Below are 25,004 nucleotides of genomic sequence, written 5' to 3'. Positions count from 1 at the left end.
GGTGATTCCCATGATTCGTTTCGTCTTGGGCGCGATGGCGTGCGTTGCCGTCGCGCATGCGGACACCATAACGCTGACGGACGCGCTGCAGCGGGTCGCCCAGAACCATCCGCTGGCGCGCGCGGTGGCGCTGGAGCTGGAGGCGACGCGCTGGCGTGGGCGCGCGGAGGCTGCCTTCGCGCCGATGAGTGTCTACCTTGCGCCGATGATTTCGGACGGCGGCTCTGGGGAAGAGTTGATTGTGCAGCAACCGCTGGAGCTGAACGGCGGTCAGCGCGCCCGCGCCGCGCTTAGCCACGCGCGCTACCAGCTCCACCGTGCAGAGACGCAAAGCGCGCTCAACGAGTTGCTGACCCAGACTGCCGAAGCGTTCGTAGACGCCTACGCCTACCAGCGTCGCTTGGAGGCGGTCGCGCACTATGTGCAGACGCTCGACGCGCTGCAGCCGCAGGTCGCCGTTCACGCGCCGCGCGAGACTGCACTGGCGCGGGCAGTGGAGTTTGGCGAAGCGCACCGCCGCGCGCTCTATCGGCTGAACGCGCTGCTGCAGCGACCGCTGGACGCGCCGCTTAGACTGCTGCCTGTGCAGGCAGTGCCCGACACGCCCGCTGCGGACGACGCTGTAGACGCGGACGCCGCCCAGTTAGCCCTGCTGCAGGCGGAGCTGCGCCTGATGCGGGCGCAGCTGCTGCCCGATGTCGTGTTTCAGGCGCGCGTGGAGAAGTTTGCGGGCAACGCGACGCGCCCTGCCTACGCGCTGGTGCTGGAGTTCCCGCTGATTGACTACGGCGCGCGCCGCGCCGAGATCCGCGCTCAGCAACTGCTGATACAGGCGCAGGAACTGCGCATCGAGGCAGCGCGCCTACAGGCGCAGGCGGAACAGCGCGCGGCGGAGGACGCCTACCGCACGGCGCGCGCGCAGCTGACGCAAGCGCAGCAGCGCGTCGAAAGGCTCAATGCCGCCAGTGTGCAAACCGTCGCCAACGACGCCAGCACCTTGCTGGAACACGCGACCGAGCTGTGGCGCGCCCGCATGGAACTCATCGACGCGGAGCATCGCGCCCTACGCGCATGGGTTGCGTGGAAATCCATCGACGAAGCGTTCCTGAAGGGGGTGAGACTGCATGCGATCCGACCCTGACCCCGTGAGTCGTCCCCTTGAACCATAAGAGCAGGCGTACACATCATAACGCCTGCTCTTGTTATTCTGCTACTTAATCAGGTCGCTGAGGAACCAGTAGGCGTAGCCGAAGTAAATCATCACGCCCGCCAGATCCATCACCGAAGTAATCACGGGACCGCTGAGCGTGGCGGGATCAAAGCCCAACCGCCGCGCCGCGAACGGCAGCCCCACGCCAATCAGGCTGCCCACAATCGTCACCGTGAGCATCGCTAAGCCGACGACCAACAGCACATCGCCGCCAATCCCTTTGGAGAAGTACGCCAGAATCGCCTCCAGCACGCCGATGGCGACGCCCATCGCCAGCGCGACGGGCACATCGCGCTTGAGAATAAACAGGAAGTCGCGCAGGCGCAGGCGCACCTGTCCCAGCGCCATCGCGCGAATCACCAGCGTCGCCGACTGACTGCCCGTGTTGCCGCCCATGTCGATAATCGGCGCGATGAACGCCGCCAGCACAATCGCGCTGGAGAGCAGCTCCTCCTGCTGCGCCACGAAGGTGGAGGTGATGATCCCGAAAAAGGTCAGCACGATTAGCCAGAAGATACGCGCCTTGAAGATGCGCAGCAGCGGCGACTGCACGATGTCCACATCGGGACCGCTGACCGCGACCGTGCCGCCGAACACGGTCAGTCGCTGCGCCTCGCTCTCCTCGACCAGTTCCAGCCCGCGCTCGGCGTCAATCGCGCCGACCAGTCGCCCCTCCTTGTCCACGACGGCAATCAGCGGGTACTGCCGACGCAGGAACATCTCGGCGACCTTATCTTGGCTGTCGTAGGCGGAGACGGCGACGGGCGCGTCGCTAACCAGCATCCGAAGCGGCGCGCTTGGCGGCGCCTTGAGCAACTGCGTCGCCGCCACATAGCCCAGATACTGACGCCCCTCGCCCAACACCAGCACCATCTGCAGATACTCTGGATCGAGCGGCGACTCGCGCAGCCGTTGCAACGCCTCGTGCGCGGGCGTGTCGGCAGGCAACGCCAAGTAGTTCGGGTTCATCACGCGCCCCGCCGAACCTTCGGGGTAGCCCAGTAGCAGGCTCATCGACTGGCGCACCTCGGGACTGACCTCCAGCAGCACGCGCTTGGCGACCTTCGCAGGCAACTCCTCGAACAACGCCACCCGCTCGTCAGGCTCCATGCTCTCCACCAGCCGAATCAGGTCGGGGTCGTCCATCGCGCGCACCAAGTCGCTCTGCTCGCTGCGCGCCAGCGATTCGAATACCTGCAGGGCGCGCTCCTTGTCCAGTAGTCGGAACAGCAGCGCCTGCTCCTGCGGCGACAACTCACGCAGACACTGCACAACCGCGTCTACCTTCGCTTCGCGCAGCAACGCCTTGAGACCATCCAGATTCTGCTCCGAAAGCAGATTCTTGACCGTTTGAATCAGCATTTCGGTTCACCTCCTTAGTTTTTTGTTTGATTATGGCGCAATTCACGCGAAGACGCGCGAAATCGCGTTTTTGCTGCCGTGCAGACGCGACGCAATCGCCGCGTGTACGGCGTTTCTGCAACGATCGGCTGATGGTTCGCTGTGAGAGGGTTCCCCTGACACTGTGGCGGGCGTCGTCGCGCTCCAAGCGTGCGAACCAAAGAATTATAGCACATCCCCGCGCGCGGTGTCAAGTGTTTGGGCGCGAAAAGAGGACTTTTGGAGCAATTTGGGGGCAAATTGCGCTTCCGAACGCTTGAAACGGTCAGCAGCGGCTTTTGAAGTCCACAGTAGGCTTAGGGCGGCTTTGGTTGGCTCTGTATGTATTTCGGCGCGAAAAGGTAAAAGGTTCGCCCGAACACCTCCGCTTGTCCGATTCGAATTGCCGCGTCGCTGCCGAAGTCGGGGTCGGTTGTCAGGCAGTATGCGCCCGTTTGAATCATCTGCGCCTGCGCCGTTGCGGGGTCGCCGACGGGCAGGTACGCGCCCCGCCGATAGAACTGCAGGCTGGGGTAGCCAGGATGTACGCGGCAGAGAATCAGCGTGCGATAGGGCGGCGGTTTGAGCGCGAGGTCGCGCACGGGACGCAACGCGAGGCGGTCATAGCCCGCCAGCGCGCCGTTCCAGCCAATCAGCAGCGCAAGTGCGCCCGCTGTCCGCATCCAGGACGGCGCGGCTGGACGGTACAGCGCGAGCATTGCCAGTGGCATGCCCAGCGCAAGCGCAACCGCCCACGGCGCGCCCTCCCAGAGCGGGCGATACAGCGCAATGCTCGCCCACACCGCCGCGCCCAGCAGCACGACGAGTGTCCCTGCACGGCGCATTAACTGCCCGCGCTGCGCCGAATCGCCCGCCGATACAAGCCGCGCCTGCGCCACACGCGCGCCCACCAACAACGCCAACGCAGGGAACATCGGGAAGATATACGCAGGCAACTTCGTGAAACTGAGCGTGAACAGCCCGAACACCAGCCACGCCCAGCGACGCAAGTAGAGCCGTAGCGGGTCGTCCTCGCGCGCCCACAGCACGCTTGTCCAGCCGACCATCGACAGCCCACCCAACCACAACACCACAACATAAAACAGCAGATACACTGCAACACCCGCGATTATGCCGCCCACATCCCCGCGCTGAATCAGCGGCAGCACCGAGTGCGCCGTGTCGCCCCCCGCGAAACGCAGCAGGTTCTGCTTCACCACGAACTCGTTGAAAAACGCCCCGCCATGCTGCAGGTAGACCCCCACATACCACGGCAGCGCGGTCAGCAGCGCGACGACAAGCGCAAGCAGCACCCAGCGGAAGCGCACGCCCTGCGCACACAGCGTCCGCGCGTTCCACAGGTACAGTAGCCCGACCAGCCCCAGCCCGAACGGACCCTTTGTGAGGAACGCCAGCCCCAGCGCGACGCCCCCAATCAGGCTCCAGCCCAGCCCGCGCGCCTCCCAGAGCGCAATCACCGCCAGCGTCAGGAAAAACGCGAGCACCATGTCGGTAATCGCCAGCCGCGCCAAGATGAGGCTTAGCGGTGCAAGCGCGAACAGCAGTGCTGCCCAACTGCCCGCGCCCGCCCCCAACCGACGATTGCCCCACCACGCCAGCAGCAGAATGGTCAGCGCGTACATCAGGGCGGACGGCAACCGCAACGCGAACTCGTTCTCGCCGAACAGTCGCATGCTGCCCAGCATCAGCCAGTAGAGCAACGGGGGCTTCTCGAACCACGGCTCGCCCAGAAAGCTCGGCGTGCGCCAGTCGCCCGATTGGCGCATCTCCCACGCGACGGAAGCGTAGAAGCCCTCGTCGAGGTCGGTCAAGCCGAACGCGCGCAGGTCTATCAGCGCCGCCACTATGCACAGCCACAGCAGCCAACGCATCGGCTTATGGGGTAAGGACGCAGACGCCGTCCATGTAGGGGCGCAACGCTTCGGGGATTGCCACGCTGCCGTCCGCCTGCTGGTAGTTCTCCAGAATCGCCGCCATCAGGCGCGGGGTCGCCACGCCCGAAGCGTTCAGCGTATGCACGAACTCAGGCTTGGCGGTTGGCTCACGGCGAAATCGTATATTCGCCCGCCGCGCTTGGAACGCCTCGAAGTTGCTGCACGAGGAGACTTCCAGCCACATCTGCACGCCTGGCGCCCACACTTCGAGGTCGTAGCACTTGGCGGCGGCGAAGCCCAAATCGCCCGTGCAAAGCGCCACGATGCGATAGGGCAGCTCCAACCGCTGTAGCACCGTCTCCGCGTCGCGCAGCAGTTTCTCGTGTTCCTCGTAGGAGGTTTCGGGCGTCGTGAACTTGACCAACTCCACCTTGTTGAACTGGTGTAGACGCAGTAGCCCGCGTGTGGCTTTGCCCGCCGCGCCCGCCTCGCGCCGAAAGCAAGGCGAGTACGCCGCCAAGTAAATCGGCAGCTGCTCCGCCGATAGAATCTCCTCGCGGTATAGGTTCGTCACGGGCACTTCGGCGGTCGGAATCAGGTACAGCGGGTCGTCGGCACAGCGGTACATCTCCTCCTCGAACTTGGGCAGCTGCCCCGTGCCGACCATCACTTCAGGGCGCACCAGAAACGGTGGGAAGACCTCCGTGTAGCCATGCTCGCGCGTGTGCAAATCCAGCATGAAGTTGATAAGGGCGCGCTCCAGCCGTGCGCCCAGCCCCGTGTAGAAGTGGAACCCGCTGCCGCCGACCTTCGCGCCGCGCTCGAAGTCAATCAGTCGTAGCGACTCCGCCAGCTCCCAGTGGGGTTTCGGCTCGAACGCCATCGGGTGGGGCTGCCCGCCGCGCCGTACCTCCACATTCTCGCTGGCGTCTTTGCCGACAGGCGTCGTGGCGTGGGGGATGTTGGGCAACAGCAGCAGTTTCGCCTCGCGTTCGGCTTCCAGCGCGCGCCGCTCATCTTCGAGAGCCTCGATCTGCGCTTTGAGGGCGCGCAGTTGTTCCAGCAGCGGCGCAATATCCTCGCCCGCTTTTTTGCGCAGGGGTATCTCTTTAGAGACGCGGTTCTGCTCGGCGGTGAGCGTCTCTACTTGCGTAGTCGCCTCGCGCCAGCGCTGGTCAATTGCTAACCACTCGTCGAGGATGTCGGTCGCGTAGCCGCGTTTGTGCAGCGCGTCGCGTACTGTGTCAGGCTCGCTGCGCAGGAGTCGGTAGTCCAGCATGCCGCTAATTGTACCGAAACGCCTGCGTTAGGGCTGTGACTCCTCGTCGATGACGACGCCCTGCTGCCGTAGGCGTTCCATCAGTTGCGCCAACTCGGCTTGCAGCCGTTCGCGCTCGGCGCGTTCCTGCTGCGCTTGGGCTTCTGCTTCCGCCGCGCGCGCCTCTGCACGCGCCTCCCGCTCCTCCCGCGTCAACACCAACTGCCCATCCCTATCCCACAACCGCAACCACGACCATACACGACCACGATACTCCCCTACCCACACACCCAAATACGCACCCAACACCTCACTCCACAACCAACCCCGCTCGTTCGGCTCTATCCGCTCATATCCACCCCGAACTAACCGATACCCCACCAACTCCCCAAAACGACGGTCAAACCAAAAATACTCGGGCACACGAAACACTTTCGCGTAAAACTTCACATTCCTGTCTACATCCTTCTTGCGCGTGGAAGTGGAGATAAACTCCACCACCAAGTCGGGATACCGACCGTCCTCCTCCCACACCACCCAACTGTCGCGCGGTTTGGTTCCGTCCACCTCCTTCACAAGGAAAAAGTCAGGACCCTTGAAACGCGGCTTGCGTTTGACACTCTCGGCTTCCACATATTCTTCAATCTCTTTGGCTTGTTCGATGCTGTAGTAGAGGAACATATTGCCGCCGCAGAAGTAGTGTGTGGGTGCGCCGAGGTAGTTGCGGACGAGTTCGTCGAGGAGCGAGATGCTGACGACATGCCAATCCGATTCCATTCGGTCTCCGTCTCCTGTGGGGAGTTTGAGAGATTGGAGTTGCTGCAGCGACGCGGCGATGGGGTCTGGGCAGGGTTGGGGTGTGTCCTGCCGTTGGGTGCGTTTCTTGCGTTTGGGTTGGGCGGTTGCTGTCTGCGTCGCCATCGCGTAGGGATTATACCCGTTTTTCAGGGCGTAAACTTGCGGCAAGAGGCAAACCTGCCCCTTGCCGCGCGTGGATTGCCGAACGACAGAGGATTACTTCACCAGCTCCATCTTCATGGTGCCGTCGATGGGCATCGGCGCGCCTTCGACCTGCCATCCCTTCAGCTGCATCTCGGACTTAATCAGCATGCCTGTTTTGGGGTCAATCCAGATATGCCCAGAACTGGAGAATCCCTCGCCTTCTTTGGCGTTGGCCGCGCGTGCAGAGACTTTCATCTTCAGCGCCTCGGAGTCGGCGACCTTCTCCGCTCCGATCAGCTCATAGGTCGTCTCGATATCTGGCGCGCCGTTCTGTCCCTTGACTGTGTGGCTCCACTTATCGCCAGCCTTTACAGGTTTGTCGGGGAAGACGGCGCTCCCCATGTTGGATGGCAGCGGACCTTGCGCACTTTCCATTTTGACAACCTCGCCGTTAGGCTTGAAGGTTATCTTGGTCGCTGGGGACGCAGGCTGGGGCATCTCTTGGTCGCCGAACTTGACGATTAACTCGCTCGATGCCGACTCCATCTGGATATTCCCATTCTCCTCCACTTTCAGCACCTTATTCGTGACGGTGGTGGTTACCAGCACGGATTGCCCGCCGAAGTCGATATCCATCGTCATGCGGTACTTGAAGGTATCGCCCTCTTTGACATTCAACTTGAGGGTGTACTCTTGCGAAAGAGCCGCGCTCAGACCCATCAGCGCGCACGCGGTTAGCAGCGTTGCTCGAAACACTCGTCTCATCGGTTTAGCCTCCTGTTGCGCAGTCGCGCGGGGCGATTATACCCCATCGACGGTATAATTGGCATGCTATGGCTATCCTAACGCGCGGTTCAACTGCCCCCGACTTTAGCCTTGCCGACCAGCAGGGCAACATCGTTCGCCTAAGCGACTTTCGGGGGCGTTGGGTAGTGCTGTATTTTTATCCGAAAGATATGACGCCTGGCTGTACGCAGGAGGCGTGTTCATTTCGCGATGTGCATCCCGACCTGCAACAGGAGGGCGCGGTGGTGCTGGGCGTCAGCGCGGACGATGTGCAGAGCCATCGCAAATTCACCGATAAATATGAATTGCCGTTCCCGTTGCTGGCGGACACGGATCATGCGGTGAGCGAGGCATACGGTGCGTGGCGCAAAAAGCACATGTACGGCAAGGAGTTCTGGGGCGTGGAGCGCATCACCTACCTGATTGCGCCCGACGGGACAGTGTCGCATGTGTTCACGAAGGTCAAGCCAGCTGCGCACGGCGATGAGGTGTTGACCGCCATTCGACAGGCGAAACAGCATGAATCCAGCGGTGCTGATTGAGGCGCAGGGCGCGTCGCTAATTTACCGCGATGGCGAGCGCGAGGTACGCGCCGTCGACGCGGTGAGCCTGCAGGTGCGCCCCAGCGAGTTCGTGGGGATTGTCGGACCGTCGGGGTCGGGCAAGAGTTCGCTGCTGTATTTGCTGAGCGGGCTGAAGTTGCCCACGCACGGCGCGGTGCGCTATCGCGGGCGATGCTACACGGAGGCGTCCGACGCGGAGCGCAGCGCGATGCGCCGCGAGCGGTTCGGCTTCGTGTTCCAGCAGCCGTACCTGTTGGGCTACCTGACCGTGCTGGAGAATGTGGTGGTCGGCGCGCCCGATGTGCGCGCGTATCGCGAGCGTGCGCTGGGACTGCTGGAGCAGTTAGGGCTGGCGGACAAGGCGCACCGCTACCCGCCTGCGCTGTCGGGCGGCGAGCGTCAGCGGGCGTGTGTGGCGCGCGCGCTGCTGATGGAGCCAGAGGTCATCTTCGCCGACGAGCCAACCGCCGCGCTGGATCAAGCCACAGGACTGCATGTGCTGGACTTGCTGGAGCAGCATCGCGGGGGCGGCGCAGTCGTGCTGGTCACGCACGATCCTCTGATGCTGCGCTACTGTGATACGGTCTACAGATTGCGTAATGGGCGCATCGAGTCGGTAGAGGCAGCGCAGGGCAAGGCTTCGGAACGCGCCGCGCCGCCCAGAACGCCGTAAGCCCGACCGCGAGCCACCAGCCCCAAAGCGCGACGCCTGCCAAGTAGGGCGTGCCTGCCAGACCCACAAACAACACCGCGTTCACCCAAAGCCAACGGTCGCGTAGTTGCGCCCCAAGCCACGCACATACAACTGCCATACCCATGAAAAAGAGCATCGTGTCGCCTCCCCACGCTGATTGTTCCACAATTCGCTCGAATTGCCTCCAACCGCCTGCAATTTCACAGCGTTTGGCACGAAAGTTGCTGTTGCTGGAGTAGGCTCGCTGCTGATGCCTCTTCGCCCAGAGGCATTTGTGCGTGAGAGCCGAACACTTGCAAAGGAGGATTATGATGCGACGAACACTGTATGCAGTAGCGATGAGCGCGGCGCTGGTTGCGGGAGCGCACGCTTGGACGGTTACAATCATCAACAGCTCAGGGGTCCTGAACCCTGGCGCGGTGACGACGAATGTGCCTGTGGTGGTACTGAATAACCCGCTACCTCAGGTCACTTTCCTGACGGCTGCGGGCGTACCGAACCCGATTCTGGTCGGCGACGGTACCAGCTTCACCAACGGTACCTTCAGCGCGACCTACTCGATTGCCCCAAGCCCTGGTGACGGCAATCTAACAGGCTTCAACTTCGTCATCGCGGCGTTCATTCAGGGCAACGCGCAGATTATCTGGCAGAAGAAGGTCGTGCGCAACTCGGACAACGCAATCCTGTACGATGATGCGGGAACGATAAGCAGCTCAGGCTCCTTTGTGTTCTCCGTAAGCTTGTCTGAGCCTGCCAACAATGTGACGGTCTACGAGAACTTCGTTCTGTACATTACGGGCAGTGCGCCGGGCACAGATACCGCCTCGCTCCTACTGGTGGAGCAGGACTGGGTGCCTGAGCCTGCGAGCCTGATTGCGCTGGGCGCGGGGCTGGCGGGTCTGGTCGGGCTGCGCCGTCGTCGTGTGCGCTAAGTCGCGCTCATTATAAGGGTCAACGCGAGGGCTGGCAACCCCGCCAGCCCTTTTTGCGTATTCATAGGTGATGGACTCTTCCGTACACTGGGTGCTGTGGGACGGCGCGTGCGATTTCTGCGCGTGGTCGGTTGCACAGTTGCGTCGGCGCGACACGCACGGTCGGTTCCGCATCGCGCCGTTTCAGAGCGCGCCGCCCGAACTGTTGCAGCGCGTCTCGCCGAACGCCCTGCAGCGCGGCGTACATGTGATCACCGCCGACGGGCGCGTGTTGCGCAACGGGCGCGCCGTGCTGTTCATCGGCGAGCAACTCGGCTACGGTTGGCTCACTCGCCCCCTCAGCCTACCCCCGATGATTTGGATAGTCGAAGGGGTATACTGGACTATTGCCCGACTGCGGGGCAAACTGAGCCGATGGCTACGCTTGAGCGAGACGGAATGCCCCCGATGAGCGAGCGCGAGTGGCGTCCCGCGCTGAGCATGCGCTGGAAGCACCTGCTGTTCGTGCATTGGCGCGTGCCCCTAGTGAGCCTGCGCCCGCTGATCCCAGAGCCGCTGCAGGTGGACACTTATGACGGCGCGGCGTGGGTCGGCTTCGTGCCCTTCGTGATGGAGAGCGTGCGCCCCGTGTGGCTGCCGCCGATTCCGAAACTGTTCGACTTCCCCGAAGCGAATGTGCGTACCTATGTGCGCTATGGCGAGCAGCGCGGGGTGTGGTTTTTCAGCCTTGACGCGGCGCATCGGCTGGGCGTGTGGGTCGCGCGACGCTTCTGGAAGTTGCCGTATTACTATGCCCGTATGTGGTGGGAGATGCTCGCGCCCAGCGAGATTGTCTACACCACGACTCGCAAGAAGCGTCCCCGACCATACGCCCGCGTGCGTTACCGATTTAGCGGCGAGCCGCGCGAGACCGAGCCGAACACGCTGGAGCATTTCCTGGTGGAGCGGTACACGCTGTTCACTGCCTATCGCGGGGAACTCTATCGCGGCGAGGTGGCGCACCTGCCCTACGCAATTCAGCCCGCGACACTGCTGGAACTGGAGCAAAACCTGACCGATGCGGCGGGCATTTCGGTGTCGGGCGCTCCCGACTCGGTGTTTTACGCGCCTGGCTTCGGCGTGCTGGCGTCCGCCTTGCAGCCGCTGCATATCGCCAACGCGACGGGGCGCGCGGGGTAGCCGATGGGGTTTAATTGGGTGATGCACTTACGCACAATACTGACCGACGCGGCACGCTTTACAAAAATGAAGCGGATTGACGACCCCCTCCCTAAGGTTCCCCCTGCACGCAGGGGGAACCGAACAGGCGCGCCTCGCTTGGTTCCCCTCGCGAAGCAGGGAAACCTGCGCCCTTGCTCGGTTCCCCTCGTGAAGCGGGGGGAACCTGAAGGAGGGGGGCAATTTGCGAACTTTGCCCGCGCGGTTGGTATAAGCCTGCTGACAATTCTGCTGCTGGCGTTCGTCGCGTGCAGTGCGCCACCGAAGCGTTCGGCGACTGCTCCTGCACCTGCTGCGCCCGCGCCCACCAGTGGATTGGAGCCTGCCCCACAAGACACGCTGCAGGTCGCCTTCCTCGATGTCGGGCAGGGCGACAGCGCGCTGATTACCTTCCCCAACGGCAAGACGATGCTCATCGACGGCGGCGAGACCAGCGAAGGCGTCGCGCTGGTGGGCAAACTGCGTCGGCTGGGCGTGCGACAAATCGACTGGCTCGTGGCAACGCACCCGCATAGCGACCATATCGGCGGTCTTATCCAAGTGCTGAAAACCTTCCCCGTTGTGGAAGTGTGGGACATCGGCATGCCGTTTGAATCGCCTGTATACCGCGACTTCCTGCTGGCGGCGCGCGGCGCGAAGTCGCCCGACGGCAAGCGCCCGAAGTTCCGCGTCGTGCGGCGCGGGCTGACTCTGGAGCCTGCGCCGAATGTGCGCGTCAGCGTGCTTGCGCCGAGCGACCCACTGCTTACAGGCACACGCTCCGACCCGAACAATAACAGTATTGTGCTGCGTATCGACGCGCCTGGGGGCAGTTTCCTGTTCACAGGCGACTTGGAGCGCGAGGGGCGCGCGTGGCTCTACAGCGCACGGGCAAACCTGCGCGCCGATGTGCTGAAAGTGGCGCACCACGGCGCGGAAAACGGCACGGATCGCGCGTTTCTGAGCCGCGTGAACCCGACGGTAGCCCTGATTCCTGTTGGCGCGGGGAATCGCTACGGGCATCCACACCGCGAGACGCTCGCCCTACTTCGGGGCGTGCGCGTCTATCGCACTGACCTGCACGGCGATGTTATCATGCGTCTGGGCGCGGACAAAAAACTTCAGATTGCGACCACGCGCACCGCGCCGACGCAAGTCGCCGCGCAAGCAACGCCTGCCCTCGCCGTCGGCGCGGTTATTGGTAACCGCAACAGCAAGGTGTATCATCGTCCTGACTGTCGCGGGCTGCCCAAGCCGCAGAACCAAGTGCGCTTCCGCTCGGCGCAGGGGGCAGAGCAGGCAGGCTACCGCCCGCACACCTGCGTTCAAGGCGAGTAGCTCGCTACCGCACCGTCACATACGGGCGCATGCTCTCCAGCCGCTTGGGACCAATCCCGCGCACCTCCAGCAACTCATCCACCGACTGGAACCTGCCGTGCGTCTGGCGGTACTCGATAATCCGCTGCGCCAACACGGGACCGATGCCTGGGATGGCTTCCAGTTGCTCGGCAGTGGCGGTGTTGAGGTTGATGGGGAACTGCACAGCGGCGGCTTGGGGCGCGCGGCGGGGCGTTCGGGGCGGCGAGACGCTCGCGGTTGTAGGCGCGCTCGCTTCCCCCTTGCGCGGCACATGGATTTTCTGCCCATCTTGGAGGGGTTCCGCGAGGTTGAGCGCGTCGAGGTCGGCGTGTTCGGTTGCGCCGCCTGCCTGTTCGATGGCGTCGGCGACGCGGCTATCGGGCGCAAGGCGATAGACCCCCGCTCGCTTCACCGCGCCCGACACATGCACGACTACTTCTGCACTGGGCGTCGGCTCCGTCGGCGCAGTTGGCTCGGTTGGCGCGGCTTCGGGCTTGGGCGGTTGGTTAAGGTCAATCACCTCTACGCTGCCTTGCGTGCTGACGCCTGCCGTGTGCATCGGGTTGCTCGCGCTGCTGCTGCGTCCCCAGCCGTAGCCCAGCGTCCACACCAGCGCGAGCGACGCCGCGTAGATGCCCACAAGCAACGCCTTCTCCCGCTTTTCCAGTTTCTCCCAGAGGCTATACATAGACGCGCCTCCCGCGCGGGCAATTTCGCCGCGTCGGGAGGCGCTCCTATCAGATTGCTCGGAGCGGAATTAAGAGTTGGGGTTCTCCGCTTCTGGGTTTTGGTTCAGGCGGATGGTGCGCCCGCCCGCAGATGGGACTGAAGGATGCTGATCCATGAACACGGCATGTGGGATGTTCTTCGCGTGCCCATCGACGAACGCCACATTCCAGTTTTCGGGGATGGGTCCGCCGTTGGGTCCCTTGGAGGTTCCGTGCCACATGGCAAACGCGTCGAAGAAGATAATGATGTCCGCAGGGCGCGCCACGGCTGCCAGCGTCTTGGGGTTCAGCGTCCACTGGGCAGATGTGCCGCCGCGCAGCACATCCGAGTAGTTGTAGATAAGCCAAGTGTTGTACATGTAGTCGTGCCCGAAGACCTGGTAGTGGCGCAGTCCTGTCAGTTCGAACAGCGAGTTCTCGCCGCCGTAGCCAACCACCGTCGTTGAGTCCGCAGGGCAGTACCAGATACCCTTCACCGTGCGCGACTGCATGATTTCCTGACGCTCTTGGGCGACACCTGCCTTGATATAGGGATCGACCAAGCGGTGGATGTAGAACGGGTAGGGCTTGTCGTTGGGTAGTCCTGCGGGGCGCGGCGGCGCGTTGCCGAAAGTCTGCCCAATCGGCAGATAGCGCAAGCCCGCAATGTTGTTGCCGGTGTTGGAGCAGCTCACCCCGCGCGGGTCAATCCAGCACGCGGTGGTGCGCACCCATGCGTTGCGCATCGTAGGCGGTCTGTTGGCATCGAGTGGCTCCGCGGGACCGCCGCTGACATTCACGCCCATCGGCATCCGCTCGTCGTAGTCCTGCACGTACATCAGCGCGCCCAGCGCAATCTGCTTGATATTATTCAGGCACTGGGTGCGCACAGCCGACGCGCGCGCCCGCGCGAACACCGGGAACAGAATCGCCGCTAAGATGGCGATAATCGCGATTACGACCAATAGCTCAATCAGTGTGAATCCACGAGAGTGTTTCATCATAAAACCCCCTTTGTTAGAGTAGTTGTTCTCGCCCTTCGTTCGGGTTCGGCTGGGTAGGTGGTGGAGGCGTTACTGGCTCCACGCTTGGCTCAGGCGTCCGCAGAAACAGGAACCAGCTCAAGAACACCACCACCAGCGCCACCACCAGCAGCCCGATTGCCAGAGCGGGTTTGTCTCGGAAGGTCTGCATGTGCGCCTCCTCACAAGCAGCGGTTCCAGATGAGCCAGCGCGTGTTAGCAGCGTTGAAGTCGCGCAGCTCTTCGTTGTTGGAGCAACCGCCCGGTGGGAACAGGCTGCGGTTCGGGATGACGGCTTCCAGTCGGAACCATTTGGTGTGCAGGTCGGCGAAGGTCAGGTTCAGCCCGCCGCGGTGGCGCGCTATAATCGGCGCGAAGCCCGCCGTGCCGCTGCGCGCCAGCCCCTGAATCACCTGACGGAACTGCCCCGTGCCCTCGCAGCCGCCGTAGGAGTTGTTGTCCGCCGAGAAGCCGAAGCAGTTGCCGCCTTGCTGCGGGGAGCGACCGTTCGCGGTGTCCGCCAGCAGCACGAACTGCGCCGCCTCACGAATCATCGCGAAGTTGGGCACCATAATCGTATGCTCGCCGCTGGGCAAATCGCCGCCAATCCAGAACCAGCCCGCAATATGCGTGTTGTATCCAACCGAGAGCCAGCCGCGCCACGCCCACTCGTTCAGATTGAAGCCTTCAGGCGGTCGCTCCGCATTCGGGCAGAAGTAGATGTCCTTGTTTTTCACATAGGGGTCTACAAGCATCGCCCAAGTGCGACGGAGCGCATCGGGCAGCCCCGTTCCGCCAGGTCCAAGCACCACGCGGTTCATCGGCAGCGTCTGCTCGTGATCCGCTGCGTACATCGAGATGGCTTTCGCCAGTTGGTTCATGTTGGAAGCACAGGTCGTCTGACGCGCCGACTCGCGCGCCTGCGCAAACACCGGGAACAGTATCGCCGCTAAGATGGCGATAATCGCGATGACTACCAGCAACTCAATCAGCGTAAATCCTCTGCCATAACGCATGGATTGTGCCTCCTTTGACCTGCGCAGGGATGACAAACCGATGAACTGCCTGCGCGCGGTCGATGAGTGTTTTCTATTATACACCGATTTTTGCCAGATTCCTGCCAGTGAACGGCTCAATTAGGGGGCAAATTCGGGGGAGCTTTGCCCGAATCGATACAGGTATAATCCCGCCATGTCCAACGAGGCGATTGCCCAGCAGTTTTTGGAACTCGCCGACCTGACCGATTTTGTGGGGGACAGCCCGTTCAAGTCGCGCGCTTATCGGCAGGCGGCGCAACTGCTGGAGTCGCTTCAGACGCCCATCGAGACGCTGGCGGAGGGAGGGATAGACGCGCTCGCCGCGTTGCCAGGCATTGGCGAAGCCATCGCCGAGAAGATACTTGCCTACCTGCAGACAGGCGCGATTCCCAAGCGCGAGGAGTTGCTCCAGAAGGTTCCCGCAGGCGTGCTGGAGGTGATGGGGGTGCCTGGCATCGGCGCGAAGACGGCGCGCTTACTGTACCAGCAACTCGGCGTGCATGACTTGGCAAGCCTGCGCGACGCGCTCGTTAGCGGTGCTGTAGACCGCCTGCCACACTTCAGCCCGCGCAAGCGCGAGCGGCTGTTGCGACTGGTGGAACTCAAGCATAAGTCGCAGCGGCGCACGCCACTGGGGCTTGCCCTCCCGCGCGGACGCGACTTGCTGCAGGCGATTGAGGCGTTGGACGGCGCGAAGCAGGCGATGCTGTGCGGATCCGTGCGCCGCATGCAGGAAGATGTCGGCGACTTGGACTACCTGGTCGCCTCCGACGCGCCCCAAACGGTGGTGGAGGCGTTCGTGCGCCTGCCTGCCGTCACCGAAGTGTACGCGCAAGGCGTCTCGCGTGCGCAGGTGTTCCTGAAGGACGGGCTGCAGGTAGACTTGAAGGTCGTGCCGCCCGAACGCTGGGGCGCGGGGATGCTGTATCTCACAGGCTCGCGCGCCCACTCAATTCGCCTACGCCAGCGGGCGATTGAGCGCGGGCTGAAACTGAACGAGTACGGCGTGTGGCGCGGCACCGAGTGCCTTGCCGACGACACCGAAGAAGCCGTCTACGCCGCGCTGGGGCTGCCGTGGATCCCCCCACCGCTGCGCGAAGACACAGGCGAAATCGAGGCTGTCGAACAGGGGCGACTACCTCACCTCGTCGCACTTGGCGACATTCGCGGCGACCTGCAGAGCCACTCGCACTGGTCGGACGGGCTGGACACGCTCGAAACGATGGCGCAGGCGGCAGGCGCGCGGGGCTATGAGTACCTTGCGATTACCGACCACGCGCACCAGTTCGCCGACCGCGACGCGTTTGAGCAGCGACGGCGCGAGATCGAGCAACTTAACCAGCGCACGGGCGGACGCCCATATCTATTGAATGCGGTCGAGGTGAACATCCTGCCCGATGGGAGCCTGAACGCACCCGAGTGGATGCTCCGCACGGCGGAATTTGTGCTGGCAGGCATTCACGAGGCGCACGGGCAGCCGCGCGCGCAGATGACCGCGCGCCTCATCCGCACGCTGGAGCATCCCGCCGTCGACGCGCTGGCGCATCCGACGGGCAGACGCTACGGCAAACGCCCGCCCAACGACGCCGACTGGGAGCAGGTGTTCGAGCGCGCCCGCGTGCTGGGCAAAGCCGTCGAAATCAACGGCTACCCAACGCGCATGGATCCGCCGACGCCCGTCGCCCGACTGCTGCTGCAAAGCGGCGCGTGGGTCTGTCTGGGCACGGACGCGCATGCCGCGCGCGACCTGCAGGCGATGGAACTGGCGGTCGGATTGGCGCAACGCGCATGGGCGACCCCAGAGCGCGTCCTCAACACGCGCCCACTTGATGCGCTGCTGCTGTGGCTCAACGACAGGAGGCATAACAAATGATTCGCGTCTTTGTGGATCGTATCGAGACCGACACGCGCGGCGAGCCGTTCGCAGTGCTGCTGGTTGCACTTGGCGAGGGTGACTACCTGCACTGGCTCTGCCCGCTGGCGTGGCTCCCGCCCGACACGCGCGAGGGCAGTTGGCTGCGCGTCGAATTCACGCCCGACCCAGAAACGCAAGCCGAAGTGGGCAGTGAAATTGAGAGCCTCCTGCGCGAATTGCAAGAGGAGTGAATTGGGTATAATTCAGTGCCTAAAGTGGAGGGTACTTCTCTGTTGCGAGGGAGCAGAACCATATGGCTACCGTAAGAGCGTTTCGAGCGACTCGTTTTGCGCGGCTTATCCCCGAAGTAGTTGCGCCGCCGTATGATGTGATCGATGACTCCATGCGTCAGGAACTGGCGGCGCGGAACCCGTACAATATCGTGCATCTGACCCTGCCAGCGGGCGACGACGACCGCTATGCACGCGCGGCGCGCCTGCTGCAGCACTGGCTCTCCGAAGGCGTGCTGCGCCAAGACCACGACCCCGCGATTTACCGCTATGTGCAGCGATTCTTTGACCCGCTGTCGGGCAGCACACGCACCCGCACAGGCTACTTCGTGCTGCTGCACACGGAACCCTACGAGAACGGCGTCGTGCTGCCCCACGAGCAGACCTTCCCAGGCGTGAAGGAAGACCGCTACCGCCTCTTGCAAGCGACGCGCACCCATCTGGAGACCATCTTCGGGCTGTTCGAAGACACGCCTGCATTCCAAGAGGCGATTGCCGACCTCATGTGGGAGCCGCTGGCGCAGATAGAGGGTGACGACCTGCCCGAAGGCGTGTTTCACAAACTGGAGCGAATCACGAACCCTGTGGAGGTTTCGCGCTTTGAGCGCGCCTTCGCGAACGCGCGCGTGTGGATTGCCGACGGGCACCACCGCTACGAGACCGCGCTGCGCTACGGGCAGACCTACGGTGCGGATGGCTCGCCCGAACGGTTCGTGCCGATTCTGCTCGTGCCGCTGGACGACCCTGGCTTGGTAATCTTACCGACGCACCGCGTGCTTGCCGCGCTGCCGCCTGGAACGCCCGACGAATGGCAGGCGCGCCTGCAAGCGGAGTTCGAGTGCATTCCCGTCGCGCACGAGGCGGTGCTGGAGCAGATGGCGCAGTTGGGCGGCGAGGCGATTGGCTTTATATGGCGTGAGGGTGCGTGGCTCATTCGCCCGAAGGCGTATCCGCCTGTGCAGGGCTTGCCCGACGCGCTGACGCGGCTCGATTCTTGGGTGCTGCACGAGCGCGTGATGCCCGCGCTGGGCTATCAGGAGCCGCAGAAAAGCTACACGCGCTCGGCGGAGGACGCGCTGAATGCCGTGCGCACGGGCACAGCGCATGCGGCGTTCCTGCTCAACCCGCCCCCGCTGCGCGCCCTGCAGCAAATCGCCAGCGCAGGCGGCAAGATGCCCCACAAGTCCACCTACTTCCACCCGAAGGTGCTGTCGGGGCTGATTCTCTGGCAGGTGGGCGCATGAAAGTCATCGGCGTCATCCCCGCACGGCTTGCTGCAGTGCGGCTGCCCAACAAGCCCCTGCTGGACATTGCAGGCAAACCGATGATTCAGTGGGTGTGGGAACGCGCCCGCCAAGCGCGCACGCTGCACGAACTATATATCGCGACTCCCGACCCCGAAATCATGGAGGCGGCGCAAGCGTTCGGCGCGCAGGCGATGCTCACCAGCCACGCGCACCGCTCAGGCACCGACCGCATGGCAGAGGTTGCCCGCCGCACCGACGGCGAAATTTATGTGAACATTCAAGGCGACGAGCCGCTGCTCAATCCCGACGCGATCGACCGCGCCGTGCAGCCCTTGCTGGACGACCCCAGCGTTATGATGAGCAGTCTCTACTGCCACGCCCAGCCCGAAGACTACGAGGCGCCCAGCGTGGTGAAGGTGGTCGTCGACCAAAACGGCGACGCGCTCTACTTCTCCCGCTCGCGAATCCCGTATCCGCGCGAGACGACCGAAGTGCCCGTGCTGCGCCATATTGGGCTGTATGTGTTTCGCAGGGCGCTGCTGCTCCAGTACGCCCAGTGGGAGCCAACGCCGCTGGAGCGCACCGAGATGCTGGAGCAGCTGCGCGTGCTGGAACACGGCTACAAGATACGGATGGTCTACTTCCCCGAACCCTCGATTGCGGTCGACACGGAGACCGACCTGCAGCGCGTGCGGATGATACTCTCCAGCGCGGGTTCGATGTAGAGCGCGGTGCTGAGCGCGTCGCACAGCGTCGGGTCGTCGCCGATGACCGCCACGGGCGGACGCGGCGGCGCAGGGTAGCCCGTGCGCGGGTCGAGAATGTGCCCGTAGCGCATGCCGTCTATTTCGAAATGCTGCTCTGTGTCGCCAGCGACGGCGAGCGCGGCGTCGCAGAGCAAGGTCTCGCTCCCGTTGGGGAGGCGTATCAGCCAGCCTGCGTGCGCTTGTGAATTGTTGCCCCCCTCCTTCAGGTTCCCCCCGCTTCGCGAGGGGAACCGCTGAGGCTCGGTTCCCCCTGCTTGCAGGGGGAACCTTAAGGAGGGGGTGTTGTCATTCGGCGTGCCCAGCGCGTAGAGCGTGCTGCCGCCTGCGTCTACCAGCGCGCTCCTAATCCCCAGTTCGCGCAAAATTCGCACGCACTGCGCGATTGCCCACCCCTTGCCAATCGCGCCAAAGCTTAGCTCCACACCTGGCAGCGCGTAGTAGACCCAGCAGCCGTTTGGCTCCAGCAGCACCAGTTCCATGCCCACGCGCTCCAGCGTCTGCTCAATCGCGTCGGGGTCAGGTGCGCGGTACTGTTTGTCTACGAAGCCCCATAGGCGCAGCAGCGGCGTCACGGTCGGGTCGAACGCGCCCTGCGTGAGCGCGTAAAGCGACTGGCAAGTCTGTAGCAATCGGAACAGTTCGGGCTCGACGCAGATGGGCTGCTGGTGAGCGTGCGCGTTCAGGTAGCACAGGTCGCTATCGGGTAGGTAGAGGCTGAGCTGGCGCTCCAGGCGGCGCGTCTCCTCCTGCAGCTCGCCTGCAACGCCCGCCGCCCAGTCCCGCTCGCCGTCGGGCAAGTAAAGCGTGAACTCCGTGCCCATCGCACGCCATGCGAAACAGTGCATCGCACGGGATTGTACCTTGTGTCTTGGTCTCGGAGTCCCGCCCCAAACACGGAACGGCTACCAAAGGTATCCTATCAGCACTCCAAACTGTGGAGTGCGGAAGCGGTATCCTTATCTTATGACACGCTGGGCAGGACTACTGGTACTGGCAGGGCTAACGCTGGCAGCCCTCGGCGCGCAGACGCGGATTGAGCAACCGCAACTCATCAGCACGGCGCAACTCGCGCAGCGACTGAACGACTCGAACCTGCGGATTATCGACGCGCGGGGCGCGCTGGCGACCTATCTGCAGGAACACCTCCCGAACGCGCTGTTCCTCAGCACGGAGACGCTGCGCCTCACGCGCGGGGGCATCCCTGGACAGATGTTGCCCCCTGAACGCCTCGCCGAAATCTTCGGCGCGATGGGTATCGGTGCGGAGAACGAGGTGGTCGTCTACTCCAGCGCGGAGGACGCCTTTTCGGCGGCGACCTACACCGCGCTCGCGCTGCTGGCGATTGGGCACACGCGCGTGGCGGTGCTGGACGGCGGCTTCGAGAAGTGGAAGGTGGAGAACCGCCCGCTGACTCGCGCCATCCCGCGCTTCGAGCCGCAAACGCGCACGGCGCAGCCGAACCCCGACCTGTTCCGCACGCTGGAGTGGCTGCAGAAGTATCTTGAGTCGCCCGAACCTGTGCAGGTGCTGGACGCGCGTGCGCCGCAGCAGTATCAGGCAGGGCACATCCCGACGGCGCAGAACCTCTTTTTGCGCGAGATGTTGCGCAACGAGGGCGGCTACAGCGTCTGGCGCAGCCCCGACGAGATTCGCGAGCGGGTGCGGCAACTGGGGCTTGACCCCGCGCGCCCGCTGGTGGTCTACTGCAACTCGGGGCGCGAGGCGAGCCAAGTGTGGTTCACCCTGCGCGCGCTATTGGGCATCGAGGCGCAGGTGTACGACGGCTCGTGGGTCGAGTGGAGCGCACACGGGCTACCGAGCAAGAAGGGGCAAGCCGCGCCATAAATGTAGGGGCGCACGGCGGTGCGCCCTGCCGCGTGCCTCGTAAAGCACGGCGGTGCGCCCTACAGACGACTGCGCACCCACAGGAGCATCGCCGCCAATGTGCCCGTTCCCAGCGAGACAAGCAGGAAGGTGTTGCGGGCAAATGCCTCGCCTTCCGTGCGTGCCAGCCTGTGCCACACCCGCGACCTGAAAGGTAGCCAGTGCCCGCGCGTGGCAACCGTGATGAGTGTGTTGACACTCACCAACGCCAGCCACACGGCAACCCAGAATAGGATGGTTTCTGCCGTCATGGTATCCCCCTAACGACCAATGCTGATGAGCCTGTTATCTTACGAACGCCACTCATAGTCTGTAGACAAGCGTCGCTCACCTCGTGAATAATACCTCTTTGTGCAGACGGCCCATCGAATCACCAAGCGTTTTGGCTTAGCCGTTCGCCAAGTTCGCTGCGAGCGAGGGATTTCGCAAGAGGAGCTTGGCTTCCGCGCAGGGCTTCATCGTACCTACATCGGCGATATCGAGTGCGGTCGACGGAACGCTACTCTGCTCAGTGCCCAGCGGATTGCAGACGCGCTGCAGATACCCCTCAGCGAGCTAATTCGGATTGCCGAGTCCCTACAAGATGAGTAAACTGGATCAAAGACGCGAGGAGTTTTTCCGCTATGTGTGGGATCATACCGCCGATCCCTTTGTGATTGGCTACGAAGCGCGCCCTCCACTGACCGATACCGAAGCGGAGTGGCTCCAACGAGTCTATCAGCACTGTCGAGCAGACGTGGAGAATGCCTCCCGAAGCCTCAAGGAACTTCTTGAAAGCAACGGCGCGGATCTAACAGCATTATTGCTTCAGATTAGCGGCTTGACGCGCAACAAAATCATCAGCGACCTAAAAGCGAGTCTTGGAGAGGTCGCTGCTCCAAGAAGCTACAAGCAGCTTCATAAGTTCGATTCGGGAGTCCGCTACCTTGTGAGGCGGCTGAAAAGGGTGTTTGAACCCCTTTACCGTTCAGGGATAGAGAGCGACGCCGACACTTTGAGGGGCGTTTTCGAGGCGTTGAGTCAGGCGACCTATCCAGGCTACATTCGTCAAGAGCGGGCGAAGCGTCAGGGGCATATGGGCGAACAACGGCTTGCCGAGTTGTTGCACGCGCTGGGCGTACCCTTCGAACCCAAAGAGAAGTTGAAACAGCCCCTCTCGCCTGATGTCAAGATTTGGGATGTGTCGTTCGACTTGGTTGTTCCCAACTCAAAAGCCCCGAAAGTCCTCGTCCAATCGATGATTCAGTCGGCAAACATAGGCATGTTCGGTCAGTCCAAAAGCGATGAGGTGAAAAAGGCTATGGAAGCCATCCACCAAAACTGCCCGAATGCGCCGCCGCCGTTTTTGGTTGCCTTCGTGGACGGAGTCGGATTCGGGTCTAATGCAGAAGGACTCAACACCGTTCTGGAAACAGCGGATGAATTCGTCCAGTTCAAAACTCTTTGGAAATTCGCGATTGTGGTTGCGCATGGGATGAACCGAGTGTTGCTCGTTGAGAATCACCCAGAGCTTGAAAACTTCGCCGAGTTTCTCTCTCGGCATCAGGGGGCTTACGAGATTCGCGAGAACCTTCCCAGCGGAGTGGAGGCAGGTTTCACGAGGGTTGCCCTCAAGGAGCCTCCTGCTCCTCAAGCGAAAAAAGCGTCGGCGGCTGGGGATCGCTAATCAGCGGCAGTTGGGCAAGGCGGGCGGTTTGAAAATGCGCTTTTCGGGGCTTTAGCATGCCAGGAACCATCGTCGATGCGTGCAGGATGTCCAAGTCGCTCCAGTCGGGAGGCTCCCAAGGCTCGCAGATACGCTCGCGAATTAGTTCGGCATAGTGGGTATTCACCTCGAAACCGATTCCGCGTCGATTCATGACGCGAGCCACTTTCAAGGTCGTGCCGCTACCGAGAAAGGGATCTAGCACCAAGTCGCCTTCATCTGTGTAGGTTGCCAGCATGAGCGCGACCAGCTCTTCGGGGTACGCCGCCACATGATAGTTCTGCTGTCTTATGTTCGGCGGACGGTACGCAGGAATGCGAATCACATTCCCAAGGCACCGCCCCTGTTCGTTGAGTTTATATTCGCGTGGGTCCACACCAGCATACTTCTGGGGCACGCGCGGCTTGTGAAACTTGTATTTGTCAGGGTTGCCCTTCAGGAAAACAAGTAGGTACTCGAACTTGTTGTCAAACAGGCGATTCATGTAGTGGTTTGGCTGCGGCAAGGCGTTGGGGATATACCATATCATCACATCCCAGAGTTGCCAGAGCGGGATAGACCTGTAGATGTCGAACGCGATGGGATAGAAGCGTTTATTGGCGCGGCGTGAATTCACATTCACAACCATTATCGAGTGGGGCTTCGCGACGCGGTAGCACTCGCGCCAAACATGATTGAGGCGATGCAGATACACTTCGTAAGGCTCGTGCCCGATTTGCGCCTCGTCGCCGTAGTCTTTGAGGTTCCAGTACGGCGGACTGGTGATGATAAAATCCACGCAAGCGTCGGGAATGACGCTCATGTCCTCTGAAGTGCCAAAGTACACAGTTTGCCCTTCAATCTGGAGCGTTTGCATGCGAGTGGATTATACCTTCACCCGTTTCCAGCCGCCATGACGAAAGAGGGCAATCATCAGCAGCCCGCTGAAGCCCGAGCTGAGCGCCATCGCCCACCACGCGCCGTGCGCGTCCCAGCCCAACCCGAACGCCAGCAGGTACGCCAGCGGGATGCGCACCACCCACTGCGTGACGAAAGTCGCCAGCATCGCCTTGAGCGAGTCGCCCGCGCCCTGCAACGCGCCCGCCAGCGTCATCCCAAACGCCAGCAACGGCTCGGTCAGCGCGTTGATGCGCAAATAGGCTACTGCCAACGCCTTCACCTGCGGGTCGGTCGTGAACAGCCCCGCGAACTGCTCCGCGAACAGGTAGAACACGACCGCCATCGTGGTCATCACAGCGCACGATTGCCACGCCGCCGTCCAGCCGAAGCGTTCCGCCAGGCGTTCATTTTTCGCGCCGAGCGCCTGCCCCACCAGCGCGGACGCCGCAATCGCGAACGCGAAGCCGGGCATGAACGCAATCGATTCGGCGGTCAAGCCAATTGGCAGCGCGGCGACCGCCGCCGTGCCCGCCGCCGTCGCCGCCAAGATGCCCGTGAACATCACCGAGCTGGTTGTGTAGATAAATGTGCGCGCGGAGGCGGGCAGCCCAATCCGCAGGATACGCTTCCACCATGCCCACACAGGCAGCGCGGGCAGAGCCAACGCGCGCCGTCGGCTGAACCACAGCTGCGCCCAGAGCATCCCCGCGCCTGCCCACAGCGAGAGCGCCATCGCAATCCCTGCGCCGCGAATGCCCAACGCGGGGAAGCCGAACTTGCCGAAAATCAGCAGGTAGTCGCCGACGATATGCACGACGGTCGCCACGATGCTGGCGTACATTGGCGAGCGGGTGTCGCCCAAGCCGCGAAAGGTGCCGCTTAGCCCCATCATCAGGAAGCTGGCGGGCGCGCCCAACAGCGCGAGCGTCAGGAACTGGCGCGCCTGCGCGTCCGCGCCCGCCTCCAGACCGTACCAGCGAATAATCTGCGGCAGCAGCAGGTAGCCCAACAGCGTGAACGCGACGCCCAGCACGCAAGCAATTCCCAGCGCTTGGCGCGCCGCCTGACGCAGGCTGTGCGTATCGTTCGCGCCGACCATCCGCGCCACAATCGCCGTCGCGCCCGTCGAGACCGCCATCGCCAGCGCCATCGTCAAAAACAGCAACTGGCTGCCGACGCCGACCGCCGCCAACGCCTCCGCGCCTAAACGCCCCACAAAGATGCGATCCAGAAAACTGTTCGCCGACTGCACCACCGACGCCGCCATCGTCGGCAGCGCCAACCGCCACACTGTGCGAGCAACATTCTCTTCCGATAATAGGTTTGGTTCGGCGGACTCCGATAAACGCAGGGTTTTCATAGGCGGGGTTATTGTACCTGCCGTCGTTGGGTATC

At 62.8% G+C, this 25,004-nt stretch carries 27 protein-coding genes; 14 read left to right on the top strand and 13 right to left on the bottom strand.

The window, feature by feature from the left end:
• Positions 1 to 10 precede the first annotated feature (10 nt).
• Positions 11 to 1,141, top strand: coding sequence for a TolC family protein (locus NW848_RS02740; protein WP_414510443.1), 1,131 nt, complete (start codon positions 11 to 13; stop codon positions 1,139 to 1,141).
• Between the two features lie 69 nt (positions 1,142 to 1,210).
• Here NW848_RS02740 and mgtE read toward each other — a convergent pair whose 3' ends face one another.
• The 5 genes from mgtE to NW848_RS02715 form a co-directional block, all read right to left on the bottom strand.
• A complete protein-coding gene (gene mgtE, locus NW848_RS02735; protein ID WP_414510442.1) occupies positions 1,211 to 2,572 on the bottom strand; it encodes a magnesium transporter in 1,362 nt (453 codons plus the stop codon).
• A 335-nt stretch (positions 2,573 to 2,907) separates the two neighbouring features.
• Positions 2,908 to 4,482, bottom strand: a complete 1,575-nt coding sequence (locus NW848_RS02730; protein ID WP_414510441.1) for an ArnT family glycosyltransferase — start codon at positions 4,480 to 4,482, stop codon at positions 2,908 to 2,910.
• 4 nt (positions 4,483 to 4,486) lie between these two features.
• Entirely contained in the window at positions 4,487 to 5,764 is a 1,278-nt protein-coding gene (gene serS / locus NW848_RS02725; RefSeq protein WP_414510440.1) for a serine--tRNA ligase, read from the bottom strand.
• Positions 5,765 to 5,791: 27 nt separating this feature from the next.
• Positions 5,792 to 6,709, bottom strand: a complete 918-nt coding sequence (locus NW848_RS02720; protein ID WP_414510439.1) for a Uma2 family endonuclease — start codon at positions 6,707 to 6,709, stop codon at positions 5,792 to 5,794.
• A 48-nt stretch (positions 6,710 to 6,757) separates the two neighbouring features.
• The gene (locus NW848_RS02715) at positions 6,758 to 7,450 is read right to left on the bottom strand and encodes a hypothetical protein (RefSeq protein WP_414510438.1); all 693 of its coding nucleotides are present in this window, start codon (positions 7,448 to 7,450) and stop codon (positions 6,758 to 6,760) included.
• Between the two features lie 74 nt (positions 7,451 to 7,524).
• Between NW848_RS02715 and bcp the strand changes: the two genes are divergently transcribed.
• The 6 genes from bcp (at position 7,525) to NW848_RS02685 (ending at position 12,195) form a co-directional block, all read left to right on the top strand.
• On the top strand, positions 7,525 to 8,013 hold the full coding sequence (bcp, locus tag NW848_RS02710) for a thioredoxin-dependent thiol peroxidase (protein ID WP_414510449.1): 489 nt from the start codon (positions 7,525 to 7,527) through the stop codon (positions 8,011 to 8,013).
• Entirely contained in the window at positions 7,991 to 8,707 is a 717-nt protein-coding gene (locus tag NW848_RS02705; RefSeq protein WP_414510437.1) for an ABC transporter ATP-binding protein, read from the top strand. Before bcp ends, NW848_RS02705 begins: the two co-directional genes overlap by 23 nt.
• A gap of 329 nt (positions 8,708 to 9,036) precedes the next feature.
• Positions 9,037 to 9,660 carry a PEP-CTERM sorting domain-containing protein gene (locus NW848_RS02700; protein WP_414510436.1) on the top strand — a complete coding sequence of 208 codons (624 nt, stop codon included), beginning with the start codon at positions 9,037 to 9,039 and terminating at the stop codon, positions 9,658 to 9,660.
• Between the two features lie 70 nt (positions 9,661 to 9,730).
• Entirely contained in the window at positions 9,731 to 10,111 is a 381-nt protein-coding gene (locus tag NW848_RS02695; protein ID WP_414510448.1) for a thiol-disulfide oxidoreductase DCC family protein, read from the top strand.
• Positions 10,108 to 10,839 (top strand): YqjF family protein, encoded by a 732-nt coding sequence (locus tag NW848_RS02690; RefSeq protein ID WP_414510435.1) that lies wholly within the window; start codon positions 10,108 to 10,110, stop codon positions 10,837 to 10,839. Before NW848_RS02695 ends, NW848_RS02690 begins: the two co-directional genes overlap by 4 nt.
• Positions 10,840 to 11,028: 189 nt before the next feature.
• Positions 11,029 to 12,195 carry an MBL fold metallo-hydrolase gene (locus tag NW848_RS02685; protein ID WP_414510434.1) on the top strand — a complete coding sequence of 389 codons (1,167 nt, stop codon included), beginning with the start codon at positions 11,029 to 11,031 and terminating at the stop codon, positions 12,193 to 12,195.
• A gap of 4 nt (positions 12,196 to 12,199) precedes the next feature.
• Here the strand turns inward: NW848_RS02685 and NW848_RS02680 are convergent, their stop codons facing one another.
• From NW848_RS02680 to NW848_RS02665, 4 genes are all read right to left on the bottom strand, one after another.
• Positions 12,200 to 12,904 carry a helix-hairpin-helix domain-containing protein gene (locus NW848_RS02680; RefSeq protein WP_414510433.1) on the bottom strand — a complete coding sequence of 235 codons (705 nt, stop codon included), beginning with the start codon at positions 12,902 to 12,904 and terminating at the stop codon, positions 12,200 to 12,202.
• 69 nt (positions 12,905 to 12,973) lie between these two features.
• Positions 12,974 to 13,927 (bottom strand): prepilin-type N-terminal cleavage/methylation domain-containing protein, encoded by a 954-nt coding sequence (locus tag NW848_RS02675; protein ID WP_414510432.1) that lies wholly within the window; start codon positions 13,925 to 13,927, stop codon positions 12,974 to 12,976.
• A 13-nt stretch (positions 13,928 to 13,940) separates the two neighbouring features.
• On the bottom strand, positions 13,941 to 14,117 hold the full coding sequence (locus tag NW848_RS02670) for a hypothetical protein (RefSeq protein ID WP_414510431.1): 177 nt from the start codon (positions 14,115 to 14,117) through the stop codon (positions 13,941 to 13,943).
• Positions 14,118 to 14,127: 10 nt separating this feature from the next.
• Positions 14,128 to 14,961: a type II secretion system protein gene (locus NW848_RS02665; RefSeq protein WP_414510430.1), complete on the bottom strand. Its 834-nt coding sequence runs from the start codon at positions 14,959 to 14,961 to the stop codon at positions 14,128 to 14,130.
• A 175-nt stretch (positions 14,962 to 15,136) separates the two neighbouring features.
• Here NW848_RS02665 and NW848_RS02660 point away from each other — a divergent pair, with 175 nt between their 5' ends.
• From NW848_RS02660 to kdsB, 4 genes are all read left to right on the top strand, one after another.
• A complete protein-coding gene (locus tag NW848_RS02660) occupies positions 15,137 to 16,855 on the top strand; it encodes a helix-hairpin-helix domain-containing protein (RefSeq protein WP_414510429.1) in 1,719 nt (572 codons plus the stop codon).
• Entirely contained in the window at positions 16,852 to 17,088 is a 237-nt protein-coding gene (locus NW848_RS02655; protein WP_414510428.1) for a DUF3006 domain-containing protein, read from the top strand. The genes NW848_RS02660 and NW848_RS02655 overlap by 4 nt, the downstream gene beginning before the upstream one ends.
• Before the next feature lie 62 nt (positions 17,089 to 17,150).
• Entirely contained in the window at positions 17,151 to 18,371 is a 1,221-nt protein-coding gene (locus tag NW848_RS02650) for a DUF1015 domain-containing protein (protein WP_414510427.1), read from the top strand.
• Positions 18,368 to 19,099: a 3-deoxy-manno-octulosonate cytidylyltransferase gene (gene kdsB, locus NW848_RS02645; protein WP_414510426.1), complete on the top strand. Its 732-nt coding sequence runs from the start codon at positions 18,368 to 18,370 to the stop codon at positions 19,097 to 19,099. The genes NW848_RS02650 and kdsB overlap by 4 nt, the downstream gene beginning before the upstream one ends.
• Here the strand turns inward: kdsB and NW848_RS02640 are convergent.
• A complete protein-coding gene (locus NW848_RS02640; RefSeq protein WP_414510425.1) occupies positions 19,012 to 19,986 on the bottom strand; it encodes an FAD:protein FMN transferase in 975 nt (324 codons plus the stop codon). The genes kdsB and NW848_RS02640 overlap by 88 nt on opposite strands.
• 118 nt (positions 19,987 to 20,104) lie before the next feature.
• On the opposite strand from NW848_RS02640, the gene NW848_RS02635 reads away from it, so the two are divergent.
• A complete protein-coding gene (locus NW848_RS02635) occupies positions 20,105 to 20,986 on the top strand; it encodes a sulfurtransferase (RefSeq protein WP_414510424.1) in 882 nt (293 codons plus the stop codon).
• A 59-nt stretch (positions 20,987 to 21,045) separates the two neighbouring features.
• Here NW848_RS02635 and NW848_RS02630 read toward each other — a convergent pair whose 3' ends face one another.
• On the bottom strand, positions 21,046 to 21,276 hold the full coding sequence (locus tag NW848_RS02630; protein ID WP_414510423.1) for a hypothetical protein: 231 nt from the start codon (positions 21,274 to 21,276) through the stop codon (positions 21,046 to 21,048).
• Between the two features lie 100 nt (positions 21,277 to 21,376).
• On the opposite strand from NW848_RS02630, the gene NW848_RS02625 reads away from it, so the two are divergent.
• Together NW848_RS02625 and NW848_RS02620 are read left to right on the top strand one after the other, a co-directional pair.
• Positions 21,377 to 21,616, top strand: coding sequence for a helix-turn-helix domain-containing protein (locus tag NW848_RS02625; RefSeq protein WP_414510422.1), 240 nt, complete (start codon positions 21,377 to 21,379; stop codon positions 21,614 to 21,616).
• Positions 21,609 to 22,691, top strand: coding sequence for a hypothetical protein (locus tag NW848_RS02620; RefSeq protein WP_414510421.1), 1,083 nt, complete (start codon positions 21,609 to 21,611; stop codon positions 22,689 to 22,691). Before NW848_RS02625 ends, NW848_RS02620 begins: the two co-directional genes overlap by 8 nt.
• On the opposite strand, the gene NW848_RS02615 is transcribed toward NW848_RS02620, so the two are convergent.
• Positions 22,636 to 23,586, bottom strand: coding sequence for a DNA-methyltransferase (locus tag NW848_RS02615; RefSeq protein WP_414510420.1), 951 nt, complete (start codon positions 23,584 to 23,586; stop codon positions 22,636 to 22,638). The two genes, NW848_RS02620 and NW848_RS02615, sit on opposite strands and share 56 nt — an antisense overlap.
• A gap of 9 nt (positions 23,587 to 23,595) precedes the next feature.
• Positions 23,596 to 24,969, bottom strand: a complete 1,374-nt coding sequence (locus NW848_RS02610) for an MATE family efflux transporter (protein ID WP_414510419.1) — start codon at positions 24,967 to 24,969, stop codon at positions 23,596 to 23,598.
• Positions 24,970 to 25,004 lie beyond the last annotated feature (35 nt).

Source organism: Synechococcus sp. RC10A2 (assembly GCF_047502605.1).
The sequence above is the reverse complement of the archived record's forward strand: the minus strand, read 5'-3'. Positions and strand labels throughout refer to the sequence as shown.

What these genes read in the sequence shown, in the direction of transcription:
- NW848_RS02740 (WP_414510443.1), top strand. Translation starts at nt 11, where the DNA reads ATGATTCGTTTCGTCTTGGGCGCGATGGCGTGCGTTGCCGTCGCGCAT.
- mgtE (WP_414510442.1), bottom strand. Translation starts at nt 2,572, where the DNA reads ATGCTGATTCAAACGGTCAAGAATCTGCTTTCGGAGCAGAATCTGGAT.
- NW848_RS02730 (WP_414510441.1), bottom strand. Translation starts at nt 4,482, where the DNA reads ATGCGTTGGCTGCTGTGGCTGTGCATAGTGGCGGCGCTGATAGACCTG.
- serS (WP_414510440.1), bottom strand. Translation starts at nt 5,764, where the DNA reads ATGCTGGACTACCGACTCCTGCGCAGCGAGCCTGACACAGTACGCGAC.
- NW848_RS02715 (WP_414510438.1), bottom strand. Translation starts at nt 7,450, where the DNA reads ATGAGACGAGTGTTTCGAGCAACGCTGCTAACCGCGTGCGCGCTGATG.
- NW848_RS02705 (WP_414510437.1), top strand. Translation starts at nt 7,991, where the DNA reads ATGAATCCAGCGGTGCTGATTGAGGCGCAGGGCGCGTCGCTAATTTAC.
- NW848_RS02700 (WP_414510436.1), top strand. Translation starts at nt 9,037, where the DNA reads ATGATGCGACGAACACTGTATGCAGTAGCGATGAGCGCGGCGCTGGTT.
- NW848_RS02695 (WP_414510448.1), top strand. Translation starts at nt 9,731, where the DNA reads ATGGACTCTTCCGTACACTGGGTGCTGTGGGACGGCGCGTGCGATTTC.
- NW848_RS02690 (WP_414510435.1), top strand. Translation starts at nt 10,108, where the DNA reads ATGAGCGAGCGCGAGTGGCGTCCCGCGCTGAGCATGCGCTGGAAGCAC.
- NW848_RS02680 (WP_414510433.1), bottom strand. Translation starts at nt 12,904, where the DNA reads ATGTATAGCCTCTGGGAGAAACTGGAAAAGCGGGAGAAGGCGTTGCTT.
- NW848_RS02675 (WP_414510432.1), bottom strand. Translation starts at nt 13,927, where the DNA reads ATGATGAAACACTCTCGTGGATTCACACTGATTGAGCTATTGGTCGTA.
- NW848_RS02670 (WP_414510431.1), bottom strand. Translation starts at nt 14,117, where the DNA reads ATGCAGACCTTCCGAGACAAACCCGCTCTGGCAATCGGGCTGCTGGTG.
- NW848_RS02665 (WP_414510430.1), bottom strand. Translation starts at nt 14,961, where the DNA reads ATGCGTTATGGCAGAGGATTTACGCTGATTGAGTTGCTGGTAGTCATC.
- NW848_RS02660 (WP_414510429.1), top strand. Translation starts at nt 15,137, where the DNA reads ATGTCCAACGAGGCGATTGCCCAGCAGTTTTTGGAACTCGCCGACCTG.
- NW848_RS02655 (WP_414510428.1), top strand. Translation starts at nt 16,852, where the DNA reads ATGATTCGCGTCTTTGTGGATCGTATCGAGACCGACACGCGCGGCGAG.
- NW848_RS02650 (WP_414510427.1), top strand. Translation starts at nt 17,151, where the DNA reads ATGGCTACCGTAAGAGCGTTTCGAGCGACTCGTTTTGCGCGGCTTATC.
- kdsB (WP_414510426.1), top strand. Translation starts at nt 18,368, where the DNA reads ATGAAAGTCATCGGCGTCATCCCCGCACGGCTTGCTGCAGTGCGGCTG.
- NW848_RS02640 (WP_414510425.1), bottom strand. Translation starts at nt 19,986, where the DNA reads ATGCACTGTTTCGCATGGCGTGCGATGGGCACGGAGTTCACGCTTTAC.
- NW848_RS02635 (WP_414510424.1), top strand. Translation starts at nt 20,105, where the DNA reads ATGACACGCTGGGCAGGACTACTGGTACTGGCAGGGCTAACGCTGGCA.
- NW848_RS02630 (WP_414510423.1), bottom strand. Translation starts at nt 21,276, where the DNA reads ATGACGGCAGAAACCATCCTATTCTGGGTTGCCGTGTGGCTGGCGTTG.
- NW848_RS02620 (WP_414510421.1), top strand. Translation starts at nt 21,609, where the DNA reads ATGAGTAAACTGGATCAAAGACGCGAGGAGTTTTTCCGCTATGTGTGG.
- NW848_RS02615 (WP_414510420.1), bottom strand. Translation starts at nt 23,586, where the DNA reads ATGCAAACGCTCCAGATTGAAGGGCAAACTGTGTACTTTGGCACTTCA.
- NW848_RS02610 (WP_414510419.1), bottom strand. Translation starts at nt 24,969, where the DNA reads ATGAAAACCCTGCGTTTATCGGAGTCCGCCGAACCAAACCTATTATCG.